General features: G+C 43.2%; 20 protein-coding genes. 9 read left to right on the top strand and 11 right to left on the bottom strand.

Going from position 1 to position 23,582, the window contains the following annotated elements; all coding sequences use genetic code 11:
- Positions 1 to 147: 147 nt before the first annotated feature.
- Genes dxs through ACYTPF_RS07800 form a run of 3 tightly spaced genes read right to left on the bottom strand, consistent with a single transcriptional unit; the run spans position 148 to position 3,223 of the window.
- A complete protein-coding gene (gene dxs / locus ACYTPF_RS07790) occupies positions 148 to 2,028 on the bottom strand; it encodes a 1-deoxy-D-xylulose-5-phosphate synthase (protein ID WP_461851793.1) in 1,881 nt (626 codons plus the stop codon).
- A 32-nt stretch (positions 2,029 to 2,060) separates the two neighbouring features.
- Positions 2,061 to 2,951, bottom strand: a complete 891-nt coding sequence (locus ACYTPF_RS07795; protein ID WP_461851794.1) for a farnesyl diphosphate synthase — start codon at positions 2,949 to 2,951, stop codon at positions 2,061 to 2,063.
- Positions 2,952 to 2,980: 29 nt separating this feature from the next.
- Positions 2,981 to 3,223: an exodeoxyribonuclease VII small subunit gene (locus ACYTPF_RS07800; RefSeq protein ID WP_461851813.1), complete on the bottom strand. Its 243-nt coding sequence runs from the start codon at positions 3,221 to 3,223 to the stop codon at positions 2,981 to 2,983.
- A gap of 400 nt (positions 3,224 to 3,623) precedes the next feature.
- Here ACYTPF_RS07800 and pomA point away from each other — a divergent pair, with 400 nt between their 5' ends.
- Both pomA and ACYTPF_RS07810 read left to right on the top strand, forming a co-directional pair.
- Entirely contained in the window at positions 3,624 to 4,385 is a 762-nt protein-coding gene (gene pomA / locus ACYTPF_RS07805; protein ID WP_012518934.1) for a flagellar motor protein PomA, read from the top strand.
- Positions 4,385 to 5,314, top strand: a complete 930-nt coding sequence (locus ACYTPF_RS07810; protein WP_179983981.1) for a flagellar motor protein MotB — start codon at positions 4,385 to 4,387, stop codon at positions 5,312 to 5,314. The genes pomA and ACYTPF_RS07810 overlap by 1 nt, the downstream gene beginning before the upstream one ends.
- A gap of 102 nt (positions 5,315 to 5,416) precedes the next feature.
- On the opposite strand, the gene ACYTPF_RS07815 is transcribed toward ACYTPF_RS07810, so the two are convergent.
- From ACYTPF_RS07815 to ACYTPF_RS07835, 5 genes are read right to left on the bottom strand one after another with little or no spacing between them, the layout of a single operon-like run.
- On the bottom strand, positions 5,417 to 6,673 hold the full coding sequence (locus ACYTPF_RS07815; protein WP_461851795.1) for a class I SAM-dependent methyltransferase: 1,257 nt from the start codon (positions 6,671 to 6,673) through the stop codon (positions 5,417 to 5,419).
- A gap of 2 nt (positions 6,674 to 6,675) precedes the next feature.
- A complete protein-coding gene (locus tag ACYTPF_RS07820) occupies positions 6,676 to 7,419 on the bottom strand; it encodes a DUF1365 domain-containing protein (RefSeq protein ID WP_179983979.1) in 744 nt (247 codons plus the stop codon).
- A complete protein-coding gene (locus ACYTPF_RS07825) occupies positions 7,416 to 8,681 on the bottom strand; it encodes an NAD(P)/FAD-dependent oxidoreductase (protein ID WP_461851796.1) in 1,266 nt (421 codons plus the stop codon). The genes ACYTPF_RS07820 and ACYTPF_RS07825 overlap by 4 nt, the downstream gene beginning before the upstream one ends.
- Before the next feature lie 11 nt (positions 8,682 to 8,692).
- Positions 8,693 to 9,412, bottom strand: a complete 720-nt coding sequence (locus tag ACYTPF_RS07830; protein ID WP_461851797.1) for an SDR family NAD(P)-dependent oxidoreductase — start codon at positions 9,410 to 9,412, stop codon at positions 8,693 to 8,695.
- A complete protein-coding gene (locus ACYTPF_RS07835; RefSeq protein WP_461851798.1) occupies positions 9,409 to 9,852 on the bottom strand; it encodes a nuclear transport factor 2 family protein in 444 nt (147 codons plus the stop codon). Before ACYTPF_RS07835 ends, ACYTPF_RS07830 begins: the two co-directional genes overlap by 4 nt.
- A 257-nt stretch (positions 9,853 to 10,109) precedes the next feature.
- On the opposite strand from ACYTPF_RS07835, the gene ACYTPF_RS07840 reads away from it, so the two are divergent.
- The 3 genes from ACYTPF_RS07840 to ACYTPF_RS07850 all read left to right on the top strand — a co-directional run bounded on the left by ACYTPF_RS07840 (position 10,110) and on the right by ACYTPF_RS07850 (position 12,151).
- Complete coding sequence (locus ACYTPF_RS07840) at positions 10,110 to 10,685, top strand: LON peptidase substrate-binding domain-containing protein (protein WP_179983975.1); 576 nt, start codon at positions 10,110 to 10,112, stop codon at positions 10,683 to 10,685.
- Between the two features lie 118 nt (positions 10,686 to 10,803).
- Complete coding sequence (locus ACYTPF_RS07845) at positions 10,804 to 11,415, top strand: sigma-70 family RNA polymerase sigma factor (protein WP_179983974.1); 612 nt, start codon at positions 10,804 to 10,806, stop codon at positions 11,413 to 11,415.
- Positions 11,408 to 12,151 (top strand): ChrR family anti-sigma-E factor, encoded by a 744-nt coding sequence (locus ACYTPF_RS07850; RefSeq protein ID WP_461851799.1) that lies wholly within the window; start codon positions 11,408 to 11,410, stop codon positions 12,149 to 12,151. The genes ACYTPF_RS07845 and ACYTPF_RS07850 overlap by 8 nt, the downstream gene beginning before the upstream one ends.
- Before the next feature lie 127 nt (positions 12,152 to 12,278).
- On the opposite strand, the gene ACYTPF_RS07855 is transcribed toward ACYTPF_RS07850, so the two are convergent.
- The gene (locus tag ACYTPF_RS07855; protein WP_461851800.1) at positions 12,279 to 13,043 is read right to left on the bottom strand and encodes an outer membrane protein assembly factor BamD; all 765 of its coding nucleotides are present in this window, start codon (positions 13,041 to 13,043) and stop codon (positions 12,279 to 12,281) included.
- A 185-nt stretch (positions 13,044 to 13,228) separates the two neighbouring features.
- On the opposite strand from ACYTPF_RS07855, the gene rluD reads away from it, so the two are divergent.
- The 4 genes from rluD to dld all read left to right on the top strand — a co-directional run bounded on the left by rluD (position 13,229) and on the right by dld (position 19,645).
- Positions 13,229 to 14,212, top strand: a complete 984-nt coding sequence (rluD, locus tag ACYTPF_RS07860; RefSeq protein ID WP_461851801.1) for a 23S rRNA pseudouridine(1911/1915/1917) synthase RluD — start codon at positions 13,229 to 13,231, stop codon at positions 14,210 to 14,212.
- Between the two features lie 12 nt (positions 14,213 to 14,224).
- Complete coding sequence (gene pgeF, locus ACYTPF_RS07865; RefSeq protein WP_461851802.1) at positions 14,225 to 14,980, top strand: peptidoglycan editing factor PgeF; 756 nt, start codon at positions 14,225 to 14,227, stop codon at positions 14,978 to 14,980.
- 250 nt (positions 14,981 to 15,230) lie between these two features.
- Positions 15,231 to 17,807, top strand: coding sequence for an ATP-dependent chaperone ClpB (gene clpB, locus ACYTPF_RS07870; RefSeq protein WP_269917330.1), 2,577 nt, complete (start codon positions 15,231 to 15,233; stop codon positions 17,805 to 17,807).
- 134 nt (positions 17,808 to 17,941) lie between these two features.
- On the top strand, positions 17,942 to 19,645 hold the full coding sequence (gene dld / locus ACYTPF_RS07875; protein ID WP_461851803.1) for a D-lactate dehydrogenase: 1,704 nt from the start codon (positions 17,942 to 17,944) through the stop codon (positions 19,643 to 19,645).
- Here the strand turns inward: dld and ACYTPF_RS07880 are convergent.
- Both ACYTPF_RS07880 and ACYTPF_RS07885 read right to left on the bottom strand, forming a co-directional pair.
- A complete protein-coding gene (locus tag ACYTPF_RS07880) occupies positions 19,642 to 22,428 on the bottom strand; it encodes a tetratricopeptide repeat protein (RefSeq protein WP_461851804.1) in 2,787 nt (928 codons plus the stop codon). The two genes, dld and ACYTPF_RS07880, sit on opposite strands and share 4 nt — an antisense overlap.
- Before the next feature lie 105 nt (positions 22,429 to 22,533).
- Entirely contained in the window at positions 22,534 to 23,421 is an 888-nt protein-coding gene (locus tag ACYTPF_RS07885) for a PEP-CTERM sorting domain-containing protein (protein ID WP_461851805.1), read from the bottom strand.
- Positions 23,422 to 23,582: the final 161 nt, after the last annotated feature.

Below are 23,582 nucleotides of genomic sequence, written 5' to 3' on the forward strand. Positions count from 1 at the left end.
TGAAAACTCAGGTAATAAAGAGTCAGGCAATAGCGAAAATACATAACGAAAAAGCCCGCAGTTTGCGGGCTTTTTGATCTCAGGCTTAAACGAAAAGCATAGTAGTCGCTTTTACTAAGCTAGTTTTATAACGAATTAGATAACTGATTAGCTAGCTGTAAACCTATTTGCAGCAGCAATAATACCTTCAGCATCTAAGCCGTGCTCTTTGTACATTTCCTGTTGCGTACCTTGCAGAATAAAGCTATCAGGCAGACCTAACATTTTGACTGCCTTTAGTACGCCGTTTTGCTGCAAGTGTTCTAGTACGGCACTACCAGCTCCACCCATAATACAGCCGTCTTCTAACGTTATAAGGGCGCTGTGTTCACTGGCTGCTTTTAAAACGGCATCGCCATCTAGTGGTTTTATAAAGCGCATGTCGATAACCGTTGCATCAATAGCTTCTGCTGCTTCTAGTGCATAGGGCAATAAACAGCCGAAGTTCAAAATAGCAACGCTTTCAGATTTATCTTTAGAGGTTTCTCGACAGGTACGTGATTTACCTATTTCAAGTGCCGTCATCGCCTCATCTGGTGTAACCCCCATGCCTGCACCACGAGGGTAGCGCACTGCAGCTGGCTTTTGTAGCTTATGGCCTGTAAAGAGCATTTGACGACATTCATTTTCGTCTGACGGTGCCATAACGACCATATTTGGAATGCAGCGAAGGAAAGCAATATCAAACGCGCCTTGGTGAGTAGGGCCATCGGCGCCCACAATACCCGCTCTGTCTATAGCAAATAATACCGGCAAATCTTGTATTGCCACATCGTGGATAAGCTGATCGTATGCGCGCTGAAGGAACGATGAATAAATCGCAACAACCGCGTTCATACCATCTTTGGCAAGACCGGCACCAAAGGTCACAGCATGCTGTTCGGCAATGGCAACATCGAAGTACTGTTCGGGAAAACGCTGAGAAAACTCAACCATACCAGAACCTTCACGCATAGCAGGTGTCACAGCCATTAATTTTGGGTCTTGCGCGGCCATATCACATAGCCATTTTCCAAAAATAGCAGAGTAGGTTGGGGCAGAGGGCTTCGACTTTGGCAGAGCGTTATCTGCTGGGTTAAATTTTGGCACCGCGTGAAACTTAATTGGGTCTTCTTCAGCAACGGCATAGCCCTTACCTTTCTTTGTCACAACATGTAAAAGCTGAGGACCTTCAAAGTTACGCATATTGCGAAGGGTATCGACTACAGCGTTCACATCGTGACCATCGATAGGACCAATATAATTAAAGCCTAGTTCTTCAAATATGGTCCCTGGAACGACCATGCCTTTTAGGTGCTCTTCTGCACGGCTAGCGAACTCCTTAATAGGTGGTACATTGCTTAACAGCTTTTTGCCGCCATCCCGAATTGAATTGAAAAAATTACCCGTTAGCAAGCGGGCTAGGTGGCTGTTTAACGCCCCTACGTTTTCAGATATGGACATTTCGTTGTCGTTAAGTACAACCACCATATCTTTTTTGATGTCACCTGCGTGGTTAAGGGCTTCAAACGCCATACCTGCGGTCATTGCGCCATCGCCGATAACGGCAACCACTTTGCGATCTTCACTTTCTTTTTCTGCCGCTACGGCCATGCCCAGCGCCGCGCTAATCGATGTAGAAGAATGACCCACAGCAAAGGTGTCATAGTCGCTCTCAGGCGGCCACGGGAAAGGGTGCAGACCATTCTTTTGACGGATGGTACTCATGCGCTCTGCACGGCCAGTAAGAATCTTATGAGGATAGGCTTGATGCCCTACGTCCCACAATAAACGGTCAAAAGGTGTGTTGTACACATAATGTAACGCGACGGTCAGCTCTACTGTGCCTAAGCCCGAAGCGAAGTGACCACTTGTTTGGCTTACACTATTGAGTAAATACTCACGTAATTCATCGGCGAGCTCGCGTAATTTATCCTGGGGCAGTTGCCTCAATTTTTCAGGTGTTTGCGCAAGCGCAAGCGTTGGGTAATGTTGGAGATCTAAACTCATGTACTTATTATCTTTTTCAACATGGCGCGTGGCTAATGGTCGCGTTTTACCAAAAGCTCGCTAAACGCAATTAAACTGTCAGTATTGTAGGGTAAACGCGTCAATGCTTGAAGTGCATTATTGTGAAGCATTTCTAATTCTTGTTTAGCGCCAGCCATTCCAAGCTTGGCGGGAAACGTGTTTTTACCCAATGCTTCATCCGACCCTGCCGGTTTACCTAACTTCTCGCTGCTGCCTTCAACGTCTAAAATGTCGTCTTGAACTTGAAAAGCTAGCCCGATATTGGCGGCATAAGCCATTAAGTCAGTTTTAGTTTGTGGCAATAAGCCTTCACTGACAATAGCAACCATTTCAACACAGGCTTTTAGCAATGCTCCGGTTTTTAATCTATGGAGCTGTTTTAGTTCTTCTAACGAGATGGCCTCACCTGTACTGGCCAAATCAATTGCCTGGCCACCACACATTCCTACATATCCTGCACTTTTAGCAAGTACAGACAACAGTTGTCCGCGCTTGGTTTCGGCAAATACGCTTAAAGGAGCATCAGCTAGTACAGTAAATGCAAGAGATTGCAGAGCATCCCCCGCTAAAATAGCCGTAGCTTCATCGAAGGCGATATGACAAGTTGGCATTCCACGACGTAAATCATCATCGTCCATGGCTGGTAAATCGTCATGAACTAACGAGTAGGCGTGCACGCACTCAATAGCCATGCTTATAGCCATCTGATCTTTTTTAGGCACGTCTAGCGTGTTTCCTACAACCTGTACTAGTAGAGGACGCATACGCTTACCACCCGCAAGCAATGCGTGACGCATCGCATCTTTAAGGCGCGGTGCGTAATCGGGTAAATCATCAATTAAGGTAAGAAGGGATGCATCAGTTTGCTGTTTTACTTGCTGATGCAAAGCAGAAAAATTCATAGGTCGCCTGTAAGTTAAAAATGAACGTTTTACGGCTGTTCACTTTCAGGAAGAGTTTGAAGCGTTTCTTCGCCTTGTTCACTAAGCAGTATTTTTACTTTTTGCTCGGCGTTTTCAAGTGATTGCTGGCCTTGACGAGATAATGCTATACCTCGTTCAAATTTTTCCAGTGCTTTATCAAGCGGCAGATCACCGTTTTCCATTTCGTTAACGATAGCTTCTAGTTCTAATAAAGTTTCTTCAAAAGACGCTGATGCTTTTTCTGTCGTCATAAAAACACTCAATACATTGGCCAAAATACGTGTACCGCGCACATTAACCGAGGGCCGCACAAGGGTCAAATGGTTTGTCCGTATATCGCCTATATCACAGTAATATAGCTTTTTTTTCATGCAGTTGACCACGTTGAATATGAAGATATTGTGCTATATTCGAAATAAGTGACTACATTACTTTAAATAAACAAGTGTATGCGTGTTCTGATAGATAAGCGAACCCTATAAGCATGGTAGATAGATAGAAAACCTTTAAACAAGGTTTTTTAAAGTCACACTTAATAAAAAACAAATAAATATGATATTTTTCAATAATGTCGTTTTAGTATTTTTATCTGTTGCCGATAGAATATTTGTACATTAACAGCACTGACTGCGCATAAATGGGGAAGAGTGAGTGGATTTAGCAACCGTCATAGGTATGTTGGGCGCCATTGGTTTCATAGTTATGGCTATGATTCTAGGCGGCAGCTTAGGCATGTTCATCGACGTCCAATCGATATTGATCGTGTTTGGTGGGACTTTGTTTGTTGTCTTGTCACAATTTACTTTAGGTCAATTCTTCGGTGCGGGTAAGATTGCTGGTAAAGCATTCATGTTTAAGATTGAATCGCCAGAAGAGCTTATTGAGAAAATCGTAGAGATGGCGGATGCGGCGCGAAAAGGTGGCTTTTTGGCTTTAGAGGAAGCGGAAATCTCAAATGAGTTCATGCAAAAAGGCGTAGATATGCTGGTTGATGGCCACGATATTGAGGTGGTTAGAGAGACGCTTGCTAAAGATATTTCTATGACGTCAGAGCGACATGATTTCGGCGCCTCGTTTTTTAAAGGTATGGGCGATATTGCACCCGCCATGGGTATGATCGGCACCTTGATTGGTTTGGTTGCCATGCTATCGAACATGGATGACCCGAAAGCTATCGGCCCCGCGATGGCGGTAGCACTACTCACAACGCTTTATGGTGCCTTTTTCGCCAACGTTATCTGTTTGCCAATAGCATTCAAGCTGTCTGTGCGAGCGGGGGAAGAAAAGCTAAATCAGAGCCTTGTTCTAGATGGTATTGTCGGTATAGCTGACGGTCAAAACCCGCGAGTTATTGAAGGCGTATTGAAAAACTACCTGGCGGCGAGTAAACGCGGAAGCGCAGAGGAAGAGTAATGGCAGAAGAAGAATGCCCAAAATGCCCCCCCGAGGGGCTTCCAGCTTGGATGGGAACCTTCGCAGACTTGATGTCACTGCTAATGTGCTTCTTTGTACTTCTGCTTTCATTTTCAGAGATGGATGTACTTAAATTTAAGCAGATTGCGGGTTCGATGAAGTTCGCTTTCGGTGTACAAAACAAAATCGAAGTAAAAGATATTCCAAAGGGTACCAGTGTAATAGCTATGGAGTTTCGACCTGGTAAGCCTGATCCTACGCCAATTGAATCTATACAACAGCAAACCAACGAAATGACACAGCAGATGCTAGAGTTTCAGGCAGGAAACGAGGACTCGGCCGGCGGAAGGCAAAAGCAGCGTGGCGAACAACGCGGCGGTCAGTCTCAACAAACGGCTACTGAGTCATCTTCATCTGCTGAGCAAAGCACTGATCAATCTCAAATGGCTGAGTTGATGAAAAAGGTGGCCCAACAATTGGAAAAGCAAATTTTAGATGGCTCGGTTGAGATGGAGTCGCTGGGGCAACAGCTTACCATTCGTATTCGCGAGAATGGCTCCTTCTCAGCAGGGTCTGCTTTCTTGCAGCCACAATTTCAGCCCGTATTAAGAAAAATTGGTTCATTGTTAGCGGATGTGCCTGGTGAAATTGAGATTTCTGGCCATAGTGACGGACAGCATATTGCCAATGAGCTTTATCGCTCGAACTGGGATTTGTCGTCACAACGCGCCGTCGCGGTGGCCGAAGCCATGCGTACAGCACCTGGGTTTGATGAAAGCCGTATGTCTGTTGTAGGCAAAGCAGATACTAATCCTATTGTCGAAAATGCCACGACTGCAAGTGATAGAGCTAAGAATCGCCGAGTGGAGATTAATATTAACCAAGGTAAACCAATGATATCCAAACCTATATCAGTGGTAGACGATTAAGCGTTACTCCTTTGAAATGCAATATCCACAAAAAAACGGTGCCATATGGCACCGCTTTTTTGGTTTCAAATTGCTTACTGGATATTCACACAACAACGAGAATCAAACTCTAGCCAATTCCTCTCTGTATTGAGGTTTAGATATAACAAGTTGTACAGTACTTATAGTTCTTTCTAGAAAGCCACCTTCGCAGTATTTCAGGTAGTAGGTCCACATACGCATAAAGCGTTCGTCGTAACCATCATTTAATAATTCATCTTTCGCCGCGATAAATGCTTCATACCAGTGGTTAAGGGTTTTTGCATAGTCCACACCAATATCGTGTAAATCACGGATCATCATGTTCGTGTATTTTTTAAGATGGGCATTTAGCTGGTATTGCGATGGTAAAAAGCCACCCGGGAAAATGTATTTCTGTATGAAGTCTACGCTGTTTGAGTAGCTATCATAACGTCTATCGTCAATGGTTATCGACTGAAGCAACATAAGGCCGTCGTCTTTTAAAAGAGAAGCACATTTTTCGAAAAAGTTACCTAAATACTGTTTGCCAACCGCTTCAATCATTTCAATGGAAACCAGCTTGTCGTATTTACCGTCAAGTAGACGATAATCTTTTTTAAGTAACGTAATTTTACTTTCTAGACCTTCTCGTGCAATCCAGTCCTTTGCCCAAGCGTGCTGTTCTTCTGAAATGGTGGTTGTTGTTACGTTGCAGCCGTAATGTTTTGCCGCAAAAACAGCTAGGCCGCCCCAGCCAGTGCCTATTTCTAAAAGGTGGTCTGCTTCAGAAAGTTGTAATTTGTCACAAATGGCTTTTAATTTGTAATTCTGCGCGTCGTTTAACGTTGCATTTGCATCTGGGTATATTGCTGAAGAATACATCATTGTTGGATCAAGAAAGCGGGTGTAAAGCTTATTGCCCAAGTCATAATGCGCTTCAATGTTCTTTTTAGCTTGGTCTTTTGTGTTTCGACGCGCAAAATGTTGAATTTTATTGATAGGCATGGTCAGCCACTTGAACTTATTTTCCCACTCATCTAGGGTGGGTAAGTTCCGTGCGAAAATCCTTACTACGGCTGTTACATCGTCACTGTCCCATAACCCTTCCATGTACGCCTCGCCAGCCCCCACACTGCCGCCAAGTAACAACTGTCGATAGGCTTGCACATCTTTGATATTTACCGTAGCGCGCAGGTCGCTTTCGTCTGTGCCGAAACGCGCAACAACATCGCCGTTTTCTTGGATAGTTAAGCGTCCAAATGGAAGCTGATTTAAACACTTCAAAAATAGTGTTCTACAAGTTTTATCTACAAAAGAGACCTCTGAGGTGGTCAGTAGTACAGATTCACCGAAAGACATTGTTATTGTTCCTGACTCTTTTCTGGGTGTGTATATAGTGGCGTTCGTTTTAGCAATAGCTTAAGCGCGTGCCAATAAATTCCGGCCACGGTTTTTATTGTCATACTGGGTATACGTTTAAGTGCAGCAGATAGATTCGCATTATCTAAAGTAAATTTGGTCAAATTAATCCCAGCGCTAAATTCTTTGTCTTCTCTTACGCAATCCATCGCTAAAGAAAGTCTAGACGAAGGCTGGGAAATCGACCATTTATAGGTCATATCCATAGGGTTAAAAGGCGACACGTGAAAAGCCTTAGGCGTATCGGCTTGGCTGTCTAGGTTTACAAGATAGTGATGGCGCTCATTCCAAGGAGTATTGCTAACCTCGGCAAGCATATGGGTGTATTTACCCTCTGCGTTGCGAAGGTAATAAAAATTCACCGGGCTAAAATAAAGCCCCCACATGCGTAATTGGCCAAGCATAAAAACGTCGCCGCTTAGCGCCTTACCATCATTTAATTCGGTCATTCTTTGCAACACGGCTTGTTTCAAAGGAATAGAAGCGTCGCCTAAATAGTCTTCTCGCTTGAATCGAACTCGTGCTTTGGAATGCGCGCTAAAATACTTCAGCGTATCCGATAGCTCGTTAAGTTCGTCGCTTTCAAGCTTTAACCAAAACAGATAAATGTCGTAGTCAAACTTGTGTTGGGTAGGCTTGAAACGTTGATGGTATACCTTGCCCTTATATATCGCGCTTTCTATCACAGGGCTTCACCAAAACGAGCACAAACGTCTAGTGCACTGGTAACGCCGTCTTCATGGAAACCGTTGTACCAGTAGGCACCACAGAAATGTAAGTTATCTACTCCGCAAATCTCATTTCTTCGTGACTGCGCTTCAACCATGTTGGCACTATACTGCGGGTGCGCGTATTGGTAGCTTCGCAAAATACTCTTTTCGTCGATTTCAGGCGTATTATTCAGCGTTACACAATAAGTATTCTCTGCTTCTAATCGCTGGAGAATGTTCATATTGTAGGTGACAGAAGCGGGGCGGGCTTCCTCGCTTGCGTCTTCTTTTAAGCTGTAATTCCAACTAGCCCACGCCAACTTTCTTTTAGGTAATTGGTCAGTGTCTTTGTGCATTACTACATCATTTTCCGCATAGGGAATATTGCCTAGAATATCTTTGTGCAGTGAAGTAGGAGAATGAATCATTTTTAGCGCTTGGTCACTGTGACACGCAAACACGACATGATCGAAGGTCGCAGTTGTACCAGATGAATCGGTAACTTCCCACTTATCATCGTTTTTGGCCACAGAAACCACAGCCGTAGATAATTTAATTTTAGACTCAAATGGCGCAATCAGTGGGGGGATATATTGGCTAGAGCCACCTTTAATCGTGTACCACTGTGGTCGGTCAGTAATATTGAGCAGGCCATGGTTATTAAAAAACTGCAGGAAGAAGGTTAACGGAAACTTCCTCGTCTGTTCGAGGCTACTAGACCAAATTGCTGCGCACATAGGTAGTATATAGTAGCGCGCGAAATCGTCGCTTAGCCCTAATTCTTTAATAATATCTTCCAGCGTTAACGAAGACGTATCGCGCTTATCAGCCACCATGGCTTTACACGCTTTATTGAACGTCAGTATGTCTTTAACAATGCGCCAAAACTTAGGTCGAAGAATGTTACGTCGCTGTGCAAATAAGCTGTTTAAGTTATTACCGTTGTATTCTAGGTTTGCTTTTTTACTCATAACAGAGAAGCTCATCTCTGTTGGTTGGTAGTCAACGTTTAGCTGAGTAATAAGCTTTATGAAGTTCGGGTAAGTCCAGTCATTAAAGACGATAAAACCCGTATCAATATGATGTGTCTGGCCGTTATCATCGATTTTCTTTGTTGCCGTGTGACCGCCAATGTAGTCATTAGCTTCGTAAACTGTGATGTCATGCTGTCTATTTAAAAGGTGTGCGCAGGTCAACCCTGAAATACCTGTGCCTATTATGGCAATCTTATTATTCATTCTTACTTCTCTTATTGTTTTTTTCGCATGGCCACGGATAAGCGCTTTTGAAGTGGCGTCGGCAATATGTGCATTAATCGCAGAATAAACCCAAAGAAGCGAGGAAAGAAAACGGTTTGCTTATTACTTTCTATTCCTTTTAGCATGGCCTCAGCGGCTTCTTCAGCGCTAATTTTCATCGGCATTTCAAAGTCGTTCTTGTCGGTTAAAGGTGTTTCAACGAAACCGGGCGATACTGCCTGTACTTTCACACCTCTATGGTGAAGATCGACTTCTAAAGACTTCGTAAAATAATGAAGGGCAGCTTTACTAGAACCATAAGCTTGCGTGCGTGTGAAAGGTAATAGACGGGCCATACTGTCGACTATCACTAGCTTGTCGCCATCTTTTAATCTCGGGAGAAGCGCATCAACACAGTGGACTACTCCGAAAAAATTAGGCTCGAAAACGCGGCGGAACATGTCTGGTTCGAAATCTTCAAGGTCGACATACTCACAAGTACCAGCATTAAGTACAGCAATATCGAACTTAACATTTGCTAATGCTCGCTTTGTATCTTCCATATCTGACACATCAAACTGACAAGCGCTAATATTACTATGTTTGCTAAGCTCATCGAGGGCATCTTGGTTTCGTCCACAGGCAATGACATTATACCCATTATCTGCACACTTGATTGCTAATGCCTTACCTATTCCAGATGTTGCGCCAGTAATTAAGATACTCTTCATTTTGCCAGCTTCCCTTTTATCTTTTTGATTATAAAACCTAAGATAGGTACGTGCTCGTAAACCATTTCGCCCAAGTCGTAATAATCTTTGTGGTAAATGATGATGTCATCGGCAACGCCAAGTTGCGTTGTACCGTCTAACGTTATCTTTTTAGTCTTGTTTTTGAGGACGAGGGTCATTGTCCAGTTTATGACGTGAGTCACCTCGGATTGACATTGGTTATTTTGTACAGAGCACTGGAAAATGTTTGCTATATCGAACTTGCACGTTTCGGCCTGGGTAAGAAGGTTAGAAAAGTAGCTTTTAACTTCGTCTATTCCGTTATGCACAGTGATGGGATCGATAAATGTAATATCGCTGGCATAGATGTCTTCCAAGTCATCTGGAGATATCTGACATATATCTGTGTAAATTTTACAAAAGCGCGCGATTACATCCATATAGCATCCTTCACGTTAAAATATTAGGTACCGATTGACAGATAAGTTGTGACTTTCTTTTAATCTCTCGACCATTTTTTGATTATCGATTGCAAGTCTCTGATATCAAATCTGTTAGTATTTTTATACAAAATCTAAATTACATTAATTGCTGAACTTAAGATCATGTTTTTCAGTTTATCTGTGAAAAATTTTCCCATTCGATCCTATTTGTACTCGGTCGCGTAAGTATTTTCGTGTTTTCGGAAGTGTTGAGTATGAGTGTAGAACGTTTTCCCTTATTTCCTTTATCTGCGCATCTTTTGCCTGAAGGCAGAATGGCGTTGCGTATTTTTGAGCCTAGGTATGTGCGTATGGTTAAGCAGGCATGTGCCGAAAATAAAGGCTTTGTGATGTGTATGCTAAATGCAAACGGTGACAAAGATTCAAATGAACATATCCATAAAATAGGGACATACGCACAGGTTGTTGACTTTGATATGCTCGACGATGGGTTGCTTGGCATAAAGGTTGCTGGTTCTCACTTAGTTGAGGTAAGTAGTATTGAAGTCGAAAAAGACGGTCTTCGCACTGGAAGTTGTAAGGTGTTAGCGCCTTGGAAATGCGATTTGGCCCCTCAACAAATAGCGCCTATGGACGAGCGGCTTAAAGAAATATTTGGAAATTACGAAGAACTGGCGTCGTTATACGACTCACCAAAATTTGATTGTCCCAACTGGGTATTAAATAGATGGTTGGAGTTACTGCCAGTGGATGGCTCGCAAAAACAGCATTTTTTAGCACAAAGAGAATGTACTAGTTTGGTAAATTATCTTTCTGCACTGATTGCCTAGTTTTGAGAGTTGAAGTTGACATTACAAATTCGTAATCCAATATTTGCGTTTTTCGCAAACGTTTTAAGTCAGAACGTCGTAGAATGATACAACCAAAACGGAAAAGCGGACGAATCTTATGTTAGTTGGAATTCCTTTGGAACAAAGCAACAGCACAATCAAACCTAAAGAATGTGCTACTGAAATGTCTGATTACCTAGTGGCGGTTGCTGACGCCAGATGCAAACGCTCCTTTGCTAGAGTATTTAATTACTTCGCACCTCGCTTACGTTCATATGCTTTAAAACAAATGGGTAATGAAGCGTTAGCTATGGAGCTTGTGCAAGATACTATGTCAAATGTTTGGCAAAAAGCGCACCTTTTCAACGCTGAGAAAGGGTCTCCATCGACATGGATATTCACAATTGCGCGTAACATACGCTTTGATATGTTGCGTAAGTTGCAGAACCGAAAAGAAGACGTATGCTCTGATGACCTGTGGCCAGTGCTTTGTGAGCAAACTGCAGATGCTAATGAGGCGCCACTTGACGAGCAAGTTACTTTAGAGCAAATTGGTCACTTGTTTGAATCACTGCCGGTAAAACAAAAAGCGGTAGTTGAAGCTATCTACATTGATGGCAAGTCTCAACAGGAAGTTGCCGATGAACTTTCCATTCCGTTAGGAACGGTAAAGTCACGCACGCGTTTGGCGCTTCAACGATTAAAGGTCATGTTAAACGATAATGATTAGGTTTCATCCCAGTGCCCAACAACTTAAAGATTTCGTTGAGGGCACGCTGTCACCTGCTATATCTTTAATGGTTTCAGCACATTGTGATATGTGTCCGAAATGCCAACGATTTGTTGAGATTGAGACAGAAAGCTTAGCTGCACAAATGGTGTCATCTGTAAGCGAAAATGCTTTCGCGACTTCTGATGCTTCCCTTCAGTTTGGCGATATGTTTTCACAAATTACACAACTCCCACAAACCGCTGACGGCAGTGTCGAAACTGCTGGTGTTTCTGAGTATCGAGAATCTTTTAAAAAGCCTCTTGCACCATCTAAATCAGAAAAATTAAATACTATTGAATTGGATGGCAGGACGTTTACTTTGCCTAGAACCCTTCACCGGTATATCGACAAGACCGGGAACTGGTCTAGTTTAGTCGGTAAGCTATGGCAGGCCCCAGTTGATTTAGGTAATCAGGGTGTAGCCAATTTTATATTTATGGGCGGTGGCGGTAGTGTGCCAGAGCATACTCACCGAGGAACCGAATACACGCTAGTTATTGATGGTGAATTTAGCGATGGACTTAGCCGCTATGATACCGGCGACTTTATTTTCATGGATGGTGAAAAGACCCATACGCCCAAAGCTGAAGGAAAAGAAGGTTGCTTAGTATTTAGCATTGTAGATCAGCCATTACACTTTACTTCCGGTTTAGCGAGACTATTAAATCCATTTAGCCATCTCTTCTTCCGCTAAGGTTTAAAACGGTTGCTTGTCTGCTTCTTTGCTTACAATCGCTAAATAACAAAAAACGCACTTAAGTGCGTTTTTTCGTTTTAACTATTAATGTTCTATAGTCGTTCGCGCTTCGAACTTGCTTCGACTAGCTAATAAACTCGCTATCCGGATAGTTAAGTCTAAGTGTCTTCATGGCGTTATCACGAAGCTCAGTTAGACCAAGCTGTTCGTAGCTTGAAACCATAATTTCCAGGGCTTGTTGGACCTGCGTAGTGTTCGGGAAGTGCTCAATAACATAGCGACCACGGTTGGCAGCAGCAACATACGCCTCCCTTCTCATGTAGAAACGTGCAATTGCAATTTCATAACGCGCCAAGCGGTCTTTAATATGAACCATACGCTGCTTCGCATCAGCCGCATACTTGCTATCAGGATACTGCTGAATCAAACGACGAAAGTCTTCAAACGCTGCGCGAGATTTTGATGGGTCTCTATCCGTACGATCGATGTTCATTAACTCTTGGAATAGGTTACTGTCTGATTCCATGTTAGTTAAACCACGCATGTAATATGCGTAGTCAACATCCGAATGATTAGGGTTAAGACGGATAAATCTGTCGATGGTGGCAAGTGTTTCTTCATTCTTACCCGACTTGTAGTAGCTGTAAATAAGATCTAGCTGGACTTGGTGAGACAGTGGTCCGAACGGGTAGCGGGAATCTAGCGCACTTAACGTTTGAGCAGCAGCGCTAAAGTTACCGACTTCCATGCTTTGCTTTGCTCTGTCATACAGTTGCTGTGCACCCATGTTAGCTAAAACGGCTTTCTCTTCTTTATCTGAAGAACTACATCCTGCGACAGATACCATAGCGCCCAATAAAACGGGAGCCAGTAGACGAAATGATTTCATAATAATTCTATTTTCCTGCTAAACAGTTTAATACTTCGCTGTCTAAGCTCATGTGTTAAACAACAACACTTTAATTGCATTCTAACGTACTAACGACGAGAAAAACCATACAAAAACGTAAACAAGGAAGTGTACAGCGTGAATACTTGTTATAATACCTTTTTTTAGACGTAATCAATGGTGTTATGACACAGTCGCCGAACACAATACAATTAGAAGCTTCAACGGAAGCTGCGCATTTTGGTTTACGCTTAGATCAGGTTTTGGCTGATTTGTTCCCTGAATATTCTCGTTCTAAGTTAAAAACTTGGATTCAAGACGGGAATGTTGCGGTAAATGGTGAAGTAATCACCGTTCCACGACACAAAATGCAAATGGATGAACTCATAACTGTACTAGCCGAAATGGACGTGCAGGTAACAAGTGTTGCGCAAGACATTGCGCTAGATATTGTTTACGAAGATGAGCATATTTTAGTTATAAATAAACCTGCTGATTTGGTCGTGCATCCAGGTGCGGGAAATCCAAGCGGTACAGTGCTTAATGCATTGCTAAATCACTATCCTGAAATTGACAAAGTTCCCCGAGCAGGCATTGTCCACCGTCTTGACAAAGACACTACGGGTCTGATGGTAGTAGCAAAAACAATACCTGCGCAAACGCACCTTGTGGATCAGCTACAGCGCCGTGAGATGAGCCGTGAATATGAAGCCATCGCTTTAGGTACTATGGTTGCGGGTGGTATTGTAGATGAACCTATCGGCAGGCATGCCACAAAGCGCACGCACATGGCGGTTCGCGAAATGGGTAAACCAGCAGTAACGCATTATCGCGTTATTGAAAAGTTCCGCGCTTATACTCACTTGCGTTTGAAGCTTGAAACCGGTCGTACGCACCAAATCCGCGTGCATATGGCGCATATAAAGCATCCGCTGTTAGGCGATCAGGTGTACGGCGGGCGTCCGCGTTTACCTAAAGGTGCGTCTGAGGAATTTATTGCTGCACTTCGCGGATTCCAGCGCCAAGCGTTACATGCCGCTCAGCTATCGCTATTCCATCCTGAGACCGAAGAGTGGATGACCTGGAAGGCACCTCTGCCTCAAGATATGCAAGACTTGCTTAAGGCGGTGAAGAAAGACTCTGCAGACAACCCGCAAGATATGCTTTAAGCAGATGACACTATGACATTTTCAGCTGCAAATTCACCTATTACGTCATCGTTGGATTTAATCAGTCCGGCATGGTCATGCCCCTCTAACATTGTCGCATATACAACGACAAGATTGGGGGGCGGTAGTATGGGGGATTTTGCAGGTCTAAATGTTGGTGCACACGTGGGGGATGACCTTTTATTAGTTAAAGCCAATAGAAGCCTGATCCCACACAGCGAAAAGATAACGTGGCTAGAGCAAGTACACGGTAATCGCGTGGTGTCACTGCCAAGCGTGGATACCACTGCGGATGCAGCCTACTCTTCTTCCAAGTCACACTTTTGTGCGGTGATGACCGCAGACTGTGTGCCCATCTTGTTGTGTGATGAAAGTGGTGAACAAGTAGCTGCAGTGCATGCCGGCTGGAAAGGTCTTGAAACAAACATTATCGCCAATGCCGTTGGACACTTTAGCTGTAATGCTAATAAGCTCATAGCGTGGATAGGACCTGCAATTAGCGGCGCTTGCTATGAAGTAGATGCACAGTTGGCAAGTAAATTTAGCCACATAGATGGCGCTATTGCCAATAGTACTAATAAAGGGAAGTACTTATTAGATTTACCTCTAGTAGCACAGATGCAATTGCAGCAAGTTGACGTTGAAGACATTACGCAAAGTAATCTGTGTACTTACACTGACGAGCGACGCTTCTATTCGCATCGAAGAGCTACTCACCAAAACAAACGCACAACTGGGCGAATGGTTAGCGTAATAGGTATGCTTTAGATACCCAACCCTAAGGGCAGTAGTTCTTAATCCCATCATTTATTTGCGCTACATCAAAATTCCTACAGTATTTGTTATCTTTTTGGCTAACTTTTCAATCTCGTACTTGAATCGCAATTGAGCAGCCTACATAACTAGAACATAAAGAATACCATTCCGCACAGATCATTACCCACTCGGCGAGAGTTAAAATGTTCGTAATCGCGGCGTGTTATCGCAGGTATAGTTGTTTATTCATTAGGTTGAGATTATGAGACTAGATAGATTTACCAGTAAATTTCAGCTCGCGATATCCGATGCTCAATCACTCGCATTGGGGCGAGACCATCAATATATTGAACCTGTCCATCTAATGACCGCCATGCTAAACCAGCAAGGTGGGTCAGTTCGACCTTTACTTGACCAAGCAAACATCAATGTCAATGCGCTTCGCTCTGCATTGAGTCAGGCTATTGAACGCCTACCTCGAATAGAAGGTATTGGTGGCGATGTTCAGTTGAGTAAGGATAGTGGTATTCTGCTGAACCTTTGCGACAAAATAGCTCAGCAGCGAAAAGACGAATATATAACGTCGGAAATCTTCGTGTTAGCTGCCCTTGAAGATAAAGGGCGATTAGGTGAAATTCTTAAAAGTTTGAATATCACCAAAGACGCCATTGAAGGCGCTATCGATGATATGCGTGGCGGACAGAAGGTGACAGACCCTAACGCTGAAGACGTGCGCCAGGCCCTTGAAAAGTACACCACAGACTTAACTGAGCGAGCGGAGCAAGGCAAGCTCGACCCGGTAATTGGGCGTGATGACGAAATTCGACGTACCGTTCAGGTGCTACAGCGCAGAACCAAAAACAACCCCGTGCTTATTGGTGAGCCAGGTGTGGGTAAAACGGCCATTGTTGAAGGGCTAGCGCAGCGCATCATTAACGGCGAAGTGCCTGAAGGTTTGAAGAACAAGCGCGTTCTTGCCTTAGATATGGGCGCGTTAGTGGCGGGAGCTAAATACCGTGGTGAGTTTGAAGAACGTTTAAAGGCCGTTCTTAACGAACTAGCTAAAGAAGAAGGCCGCGTAATTTTATTCGTTGACGAACTGCACACTATGGTGGGGGCAGGGAAGGGCGATGGCGCCATGGACGCCGGGAATATGCTCAAACCAGCACTGGCACGCGGTGAGCTTCACTGTGTGGGAGCAACCACTTTAGACGAATATCGTCAGTACATTGAAAAAGACGCTGCGCTTGAGCGTCGTTTCCAAAAAGTATTGGTTGAAGAGCCTAGCGTAGAAGACACCATTGCTATTCTTCGAGGCTTAAAAGAGCGTTATGAACTCCATCACTCGGTAGATATTACTGACCCTGCTATTGTCGCAGCGGCAAGTTTGTCGCATCGTTATATTAGTGACCGTCAATTGCCTGATAAAGCCATCGACCTTATTGATGAAGCGGCCTCTAGCATCCGTTTGCAAATAGACTCTAAGCCAGAGGATATGGACCGTTTGGAGCGCAGGATTATTCAGCTTAAGTTGGAAGAGCAAGCGCTTGCTAAAGAAACAGATGATGCGAGCCATAAGCGCCTTGAAATGATTGAACTTGAGCGCGAGCAGGCAGAAACCAAGTATGCAGAGCTTGAAAAAGTGTGGGTGGATGAAAAAGATGCCATGCAGGGCACCCAAACTATCAAAGGGGAGCTTGAACAAGCAAAGCTAGATTTAGAAATTGCCCGTCGAGCATCTGATTTGAATCGTATGTCGGAACTTCAGTACGGCCGTATCCCTGAGCTTGAAGCAAAGTTAGAGCAAGCGGCTGAAAATGAGACCCGAGAGACCACGTTGCTTAAAAACAAAGTAACAGACATTGAAATTGCTGATGTTCTCTCTCGATGGACAGGTATTCCGGTAGCGAGAATGCTTGAAGGCGAGCGCGAGAAGCTGTTGCGCATGGAAGATGTGCTTCACAAGCGGGTTGTTGGACAAGAAGAAGCCGTTGAAGCAGTCTCAAATGCTATTCGCCGTTCACGGGCGGGGCTTGCCGATCCAAACCGTCCTATTGGCTCTTTCTTATTTTTAGGACCAACTGGTGTGGGTAAGACGGAGTTGTGTAAAGCTTTGGCTGGCTTCATGTTCGACACTGAAGACGCCATGGTGCGTATCGATATGTCTGAGTTTATGGAAAAACACTCGGTAGCACGCTTAGTCGGGGCGCCTCCTGGCTATGTTGGCTATGAGGAAGGTGGCTACCTAACCGAAGCGGTACGTCGCAAACCTTACTCGGTTATTTTATTGGATGAGGTTGAAAAGGCACATCCAGACGTATTTAACATTCTGCTTCAAGTGTTGGATGACGGCCGTTTAACTGATGGCCAAGGTCGCACGGTAGACTTTAAAAATACCGTGGTGATCATGACGTCTAATTTAGGCTCAGACATCATTCAAGATAAACACAACGAAAGTCAGTATGACGATATGAAAGCGTCGGTAATGAACGTTGTAGGGCAGCATTTTAGACCTGAATTTATTAACCGCGTCGATGATATAGTGGTATTCCATCCGTTAGGTAAAGAGCAAATTAAGTCTATTGCTAAAATTCAGCTTGCTTCCTTAAGAGCACGACTAGCGGAAAAAGGTTACAAACTTACTCTTTCTGCTGCGGCAATGGATAAGTTAGCAGACGCAGGTTTCGACCCTGTGTTTGGTGCACGGCCACTTAAGCGAGCGATACAAGTGCAGGTGGAAAATCCACTCGCACAGCAACTGCTGGCAGGTGAATTAATACCGGAATCAACCATTCGTATTGATGCTGACGAAAGCGGTCTATTTGTAGTAAGCAGTTAATCAGCAAACCAAACCTTTAATTTGGAGGCACTGGAGACAGTGCCTTTTTTTATTGCTTTATTATTGCCATGGCACTGTATTTTCCTTTAGTTTACTTGCTAGAGCAATTTCAGCATGAGTGTTAGGAGTCATACATGGAAACAGCCCCAATTATTAACGCATTTAAACGCGTACTAGGGGAAAGCAACCTTGCCGTTGGAAAACGTGAGACTGAGCATTACAGAAAAGGGTGGCGCTCGGGCGAAGGTGAGGCATTGGCCGTACTGTTTCCAAACACGCTAATGCAATATTGGGAAGTGCTTAAGGTTTGCGTTGAATATAACTGCATCATCATTATGCAGGCAGCCAAAACCGGGTTAACGGAAGGTTCTACACCAAGCGGAGACGATTACGATAGACCTGTGGTAGTTATTAACACCCTAGCAATGGATGATATCGTTCTAATAAATGATGGTAGGCAGGTATTGAGTTTTCCTGGGGCAACCTTGTTTAAGGTTGAAAAAATGTTAAAGCCCCTTAGCCGCGCGCCACATTCGGTGATTGGCTCGTCCTGTTTGGGGGCGTCTATCGTTGGTGGTGTAGCAAATAATTCTGGCGGCGCATTGGTTAAACGAGGCCCCGCTTATACGGAGTTGTCGCTATTCGCTCAAGTAGATGCTAACGGTGACTTAAAGCTGGTGAATCACTTAGGGATAGACTTGGGTGAAACACCTGAAGAAATTATCGGTAATCTCGCATCAGGCAACTTTCCAAAGTCACTCCCAGAAACGAGTGAAAAAGCGTCAGCTAGTGACTATGAAGAACTCGTTCGAGATGTAAATGCTAGTTCGCCTAGTCGCTTCAATGCTGACCCATCAAGACTATATGAAGCCAGCGGTTGCGCGGGTAAAATTGCCGTTTTTGCCGTTCGCTTAGATACATTCGAAGTACCAAAAAAAGAACAAACGTTTTATATCGGTACAAACGATGCTGGTGTACTTACCCGTATACGCAGAGACATTTTGTCGACGTTTGAAAATATTCCTGAAGTAGGTGAATACCTGCATAGAGAAATGTTTGATATTGCAGATGTGTATGGCAAAGACACGATATTGAGTATTGAACGTTTGGGTACAGATTCACTACCTAAAATGTTTGCACTTAAAGGGCGGGTGGATGCTGTGCTTAACAAACTGCCTTTTATGCCTCGTTACCTAAGTGACAGAGTTATGCAGTTTGGGAGTCAGTTTTTCTCTGACCAGATCCCCGCAAGTTTAAGAGCCTTTCGTGACAAGTACGAACACCACCTTATCCTTAAAATGAGCGACGGCGGTATTGAAGAGGCAAAGGCACTTTTAGCCAAACTTTTTACTGAAGAGAAGCTAGATGGTGACTACATTACCTGTAATGAAGAGGAGGCGGCTAAAGCCTTTTTACTTCGCTTCGCAGCGGCAGGTGCCGCGGTGCGTTATCAAATGATGCATCACAAACAAGTAGGGGATATTTTGGCGTTAGATATTGCCCTGCGCCGCAATGACAAGTTTTGGGTAGAAGAATTGCCTGAGCACATAGCCAAACATGTTGAAAAGCCGCTTTATTACGGGCATTTCTTTTGCCATGTTTTCCATCAAGATTACATACTAAAAAAGGGCAGCGACGCTCACAAAGTCAAAGCAGACATGTTGGCACTATTAGATAGCCGAGGCGCCAAATATCCTGCCGAGCATAATGTTGGGCATTTGTATAAAGCAGAGAGTACTTTACAGCAGTTTTACAGAGAGCTAGACCCTACCAATACCTTTAACCCAGGCATTGGTAAGATGGAGAAGCACAAACGCAATTGTTCGTGCTGTCTTTAAAGTGACTCTAATAATCGCTTAGCCTCTATGCGACTATCAAATGGAGTGTCTGAAGCGAGTGCATTGCTTAGCTCAATCTTAGCCTGTGTGTTCTTTCCTTGCTTCGCCAGTACCGCGCCTAAATGATACATTATGTTGGGGTCTACGGCGTTAAAGGAATATGCTTTTCGTAAAAAAGGCAAAGCTTCCTCATAATTCCCTTGTTGAGCAAGAAGCCAACCGTAGGTGTCTAATATTTGCGGAGAATTAGGTGAAATTCTGCGTGCCTCTTTGGCATAAGATACCGCTTTTTCTAAGTCTTTAGATGCCTCAATACTTGCGAGGTTATTAAAAACTGTTGCTTTGTCGAAGAGATTTTCTACATTAACTAACTCTTTATATAGCGGTCTGGCTTTGTCATAGGCTTTTTCCACAACATAAAAATCTGCTAAAAGTCTTTTGTGAAAGTATGCATTATCGTTGTTCTTTAAATAGGTAGAAACAAGATTTTCAAATTTGGAGCGCATACTCTTCGATAACGCGCTTTTGTAGAGGTAAGCGGCGTTTATAGAAGACTGAGGGTTCAGTTTAAAAGCTTGAGTATAGGCATCAAAAGCCAGTTCTTTCTCATTAATCGCTTTATAATAGTTCCCTGCTAAAATGTGTACGTCTGCGCTATTAGGGGCTCTTAATTGCAACGCCTTTATATTTTTTTCTAAACCATTTAGTTGGTCTGATTTCAATTGAAGCTTAGCTTTTTCTAACGCGATAGTAATACTTTCTGGAGCTAAATTTTCGGCTTCACTAAGGGATTTTTCCGCTCCTTTAAGGTCACCGGCAGCTATTTGCATTTGACTTAATCGTACTAGATGGCGAGGATTGTCGTTCCACATCCCATATAAAATATTTAACGCAGATTGCGCTTTTTCGAACTCTCCTAGTTGGCTCAAGATATTCGCTTTTGCAACTAATGCTTTTTGATCTAGACGGTTTGTCTTAAGGAGATTATCTACTTCCGTTAATGCTTTTTGTAGCTCTTCAGATTGAAGGTAGATATCCAGTAGTAACCCTGATATGGCAATATTGCCTTGATTGACAGCTCTCGCATCTTCCAAAATAGTTACAGCTTCATTGGGGTTTCCTGCTTTGAACAGCGCTTCAGCTAAAAGTACTGAGTAAGAAATAGAGGAGTCGACTTCGTATAGATCCCTAGCTATTGTTAGCGCTTCTGAATATTCCCCTAGTTCAAGTAATATTTCTGCATGCAAGGCAAGGCCTTCTCTATGAAAGCTATTGCTGTTTACGACACTCTCAGTGAGTGCCTTTGCTTCTACAGCGCGCCCCGACTTTAAAAGAGCTTGTGCTTCAATTAACTTCACCTTGGTTATGTCAGGGGAGTGTTTGTATAAATCATTTATGTCACTAAGCGCATCAGTATAGGCAGCAGTCTGCATCTTCAGCTGTATACCAAGCAATATAAGTGTTTCGTCCTCAGTTTCACTGAATGTACGTTCAAATATCATTAGTGCATCGTTAAACCGCTGTCGCTCCATAAGAGACTGGATACGCACAAAATCAAACGTTGCTTGTTTTCCATGGATAGCCTCAGCTTGTTGCAAAACCTTATCGCATTTGAAACTTCGATTATTTTCTATGTACAGATTGCAAAGCGTCACACTTAACGGGATGTTACTAACAACCATGTTTTGACGTCTGTCTAATAATGTCAGCGCTTCTTTCGGCGTCTCTAATTTAATGTAAGTATCTGCCAAAAGTGCTAGTGCTTTCATGCTATTTGAATTGAAGGATAGATAACTCGATAGCGCTTTAGCAGCGACCTCGTAGTCTTGGTTCAGATAAGAGGCAAAAGCATTCACGAATTGCAGCTCATCGCTACTTTGCATGATTTCTTCGGGCAATAATGTAAGAGAAGCAAGTAATTCGTCAAAAACCTGCTTGGCAAGTTCTGATTGATTGTTGCGCGCGCGAAGTTGCCCTAAGAGTAATTTTGCGTATGGATCCCCAGGAGTTTTATTAACAACTTTCTGGGCTATATCCAGGGCTTTTGCATAATCTCTATTCTCCATATAAGTACTGGAAAGAGAACGCATAATAATAGGGTTTGACTCAGATAGTTCATGTGCTTTTTCAAATAGAGAAATTGCCAAAGGAATCTTTTTATGGCGATACGCTAATTGCCCTTGCAGATGAAGTGTTTGTGCGGTTTCACCATACATCTCCAAAGCCATTTGCATGTAATTTTTAGCCTTATCATATTCACCAATATGGAGATAATGCGAAGCATAACTTTGTAACATTCGAAGACTATTTGGCTGAATTTTATTAGCTTTGTTGAGAAACTCGATGGCCTTTTTAGGAGAAGCTGATTGTTCTTGCGCACTGCTTTGAATTAAATATATTTCGAACGCCACGTCTTTCTTAAATAGAGAAGTGTCAATATCCAAAATTCTATCGTAGCTTTTAAGAACGAGTAGAGATCTCGCAATACTTACAGCGGTAAGATTGCTATCAGCACCTAATTGTTCTGCTTCATATAATTCTTCAAGGGCAGGATTGAAGAAACCTTTAGCGTAAAGAAGTTTACCCATTAAAATTTTAGAGGGCACATGGTTTCCGTTTTCAGCTAGGGCATTTTTTAAATGTATATAAGCGCTATCAATATCGTCTAGTGACATAGACTCTAAAGCCGATTCGTAATATCTCTCTTCTTTTTCAACAGCCAGTGTGTTAAACGAAAAACAAGACAGGATAAGAGCAACTGTAGCGAAACGACTATAAAGCATGTAGCAACCAATAATAGAAAACAAGTAGTTTAGTTTACGGTGAAAATTTTATAGTACAAACAAAAACGACGCTTTTCAGCGCCGTTGTACTATACAAAAAACATGTTATTTTTTAGAACGACGTCGAATCATAAATGCGCCTGCGCCCAGAAACAAAGCGATTCCAGCAGGCTCAGAAACTTCAGTCGTTTTTACAATTAGATTGTTTATTGCACCAGAGCCAGGTAGGTTAACAACTAGTTTAGTCACGTTCGTGTAAAGTGATTCTAACTCGGTGGCAACAAAGTCTTTTCGCGCATATTGGTTATTGCCAGGTGCCAATACCTGGGTACTACCCGAAGTGCCATCCGCATAGAAAAAGTAGATAAGATTTTGTGGTGACGTCGTATCGGTGCGCTCGACCCCTTCAACGTCGAAGAAGTCTAAATTCAGGACATCTACAGGACCGTTTGTGAAGTCAAATACGAAAAAACCACCTGGGCGGGTACCTTCATCGTCTGGGTTAGAGCAGAACGTTGTGCTACAACTTTGTTCGTTAAGAATAAGCGCGTTACCAGGTCGAGTCCACAAACCGCCACCAGTACCAACTGCATCTCTTATATCAGTATAATAACTTTTATAGTCTGTAAGCCTGTCGTATTTATCTCCAGAAATTGCGCCTTGCCATTTTCCATTAACTTTATCGAACTCCAAGTCTGGGTCGCGAGTGTTATTTGCCTGCGTATTAAAAGCTGCTTGCCTGCCACTGAAGTCAGCGTTAGCTGAATCGTTACACACCCCGTTTACACGGTCTGTGCCTTGTGCAGCTGCTCCATCAGTATTACAGCTAGATATTAAAACGCCCCAATCGGCGTATTCATCATCTATAACCTGACCGTTATTTATCTTGTTATAATTAGCATCTAAGTCAAAATCCAATACTCTAACGGTTGCCAGCGCATTTGCCGACGAGATGCACATACCAATACATAATAACTGCTTAAACGACAACATCTAAGTGGGTCTCCCTTTTTATTTGTCTATATTAAGCAGGAATTAGGCCAGTCTATAAGCTGTTGATATTAGAGGTTTTGTGGCGTTTTGCTTTTTTGAACGTAAAGAAAACTGACAAATAATAAAAGGCCTTTTATACCTTAGGCCTAGAGCTTGAACTT

This window comes from Alteromonas sp. HB246098 (genome assembly GCF_054890645.1).

Excerpts from the sequence above, each read along its gene's own strand:
- ACYTPF_RS07800 (WP_461851813.1), bottom strand. The coding sequence starts at position 3,223 with ATGACGACAGAAAAAGCATCAGCGTCTTTTGAAGAAACTTTATTAGAA.
- ACYTPF_RS07845 (WP_179983974.1), top strand. The coding sequence starts at position 10,804 with ATGTTAGTTGGAATTCCTTTGGAACAAAGCAACAGCACAATCAAACCT.
- ACYTPF_RS07830 (WP_461851797.1), bottom strand. The coding sequence starts at position 9,412 with ATGAAGAGTATCTTAATTACTGGCGCAACATCTGGAATAGGTAAGGCA.
- ACYTPF_RS07825 (WP_461851796.1), bottom strand. The coding sequence starts at position 8,681 with ATGAATAATAAGATTGCCATAATAGGCACAGGTATTTCAGGGTTGACC.
- dxs (WP_461851793.1), bottom strand. The coding sequence starts at position 2,028 with ATGAGTTTAGATCTCCAACATTACCCAACGCTTGCGCTTGCGCAAACA.
- pgeF (WP_461851802.1), top strand. The coding sequence starts at position 14,225 with ATGACATTTTCAGCTGCAAATTCACCTATTACGTCATCGTTGGATTTA.
- ACYTPF_RS07840 (WP_179983975.1), top strand. The coding sequence starts at position 10,110 with ATGAGTGTAGAACGTTTTCCCTTATTTCCTTTATCTGCGCATCTTTTG.
- ACYTPF_RS07880 (WP_461851804.1), bottom strand. The coding sequence starts at position 22,428 with ATGCTTTATAGTCGTTTCGCTACAGTTGCTCTTATCCTGTCTTGTTTT.
- ACYTPF_RS07810 (WP_179983981.1), top strand. The coding sequence starts at position 4,385 with ATGGCAGAAGAAGAATGCCCAAAATGCCCCCCCGAGGGGCTTCCAGCT.
- clpB (WP_269917330.1), top strand. The coding sequence starts at position 15,231 with ATGAGACTAGATAGATTTACCAGTAAATTTCAGCTCGCGATATCCGAT.
- ACYTPF_RS07835 (WP_461851798.1), bottom strand. The coding sequence starts at position 9,852 with ATGGATGTAATCGCGCGCTTTTGTAAAATTTACACAGATATATGTCAG.
- ACYTPF_RS07885 (WP_461851805.1), bottom strand. The coding sequence starts at position 23,421 with ATGTTGTCGTTTAAGCAGTTATTATGTATTGGTATGTGCATCTCGTCG.
- dld (WP_461851803.1), top strand. The coding sequence starts at position 17,942 with ATGGAAACAGCCCCAATTATTAACGCATTTAAACGCGTACTAGGGGAA.
- rluD (WP_461851801.1), top strand. The coding sequence starts at position 13,229 with ATGACACAGTCGCCGAACACAATACAATTAGAAGCTTCAACGGAAGCT.
- ACYTPF_RS07815 (WP_461851795.1), bottom strand. The coding sequence starts at position 6,673 with ATGTCTTTCGGTGAATCTGTACTACTGACCACCTCAGAGGTCTCTTTT.
- ACYTPF_RS07795 (WP_461851794.1), bottom strand. The coding sequence starts at position 2,951 with ATGAATTTTTCTGCTTTGCATCAGCAAGTAAAACAGCAAACTGATGCA.
- ACYTPF_RS07850 (WP_461851799.1), top strand. The coding sequence starts at position 11,408 with ATGATTAGGTTTCATCCCAGTGCCCAACAACTTAAAGATTTCGTTGAG.
- ACYTPF_RS07855 (WP_461851800.1), bottom strand. The coding sequence starts at position 13,043 with ATGAAATCATTTCGTCTACTGGCTCCCGTTTTATTGGGCGCTATGGTA.